Raw genomic sequence first — 274 nt, 5'->3', positions numbered from 1 at the left:
GCCACCCTCATCAAGGAAGAAGCAGACACCAAAAGCGCCACAGCACAGCTTGGGCACTCCAGCGAAGACGTCACCGACACGTACTACATCGCCAAGCCCCTCCAAGCACCGGACGTCTCCGACGTCCTCGAGCGGCTCGGCGCTGACCACGGGCGGACGCCCCCGCACCCACGACGCACGACGCACGACGATGAACATGGATGACAAACCTGGTTGCCGCCCCCAGTAATCGGGGGGTTTCCGGGGGACGGTTCACAATCTCATCGAAGAAAGT

Annotated in this window: 1 pseudogene; it reads left to right on the top strand. The window is 62.4% G+C overall.

The annotated features are described in order from the left end of the window. A pseudogene (locus H0524_RS24675) lies at positions 1-204 on the top strand (site-specific integrase); the annotation flags it as partial. Between the last annotated feature and the right edge of the window lie 70 nt (positions 205-274).

The sequence above is a fragment of the Salinispora sp. H7-4 genome (assembly GCF_013416675.1).
In the GTDB taxonomy this organism is placed as follows: domain Bacteria; phylum Actinomycetota; class Actinomycetes; order Mycobacteriales; family Micromonosporaceae; genus Micromonospora; species Micromonospora vitiensis.
The sequence above is the reverse complement of the archived record's forward strand: the minus strand, read 5'-3'. Positions and strand labels throughout refer to the sequence as shown.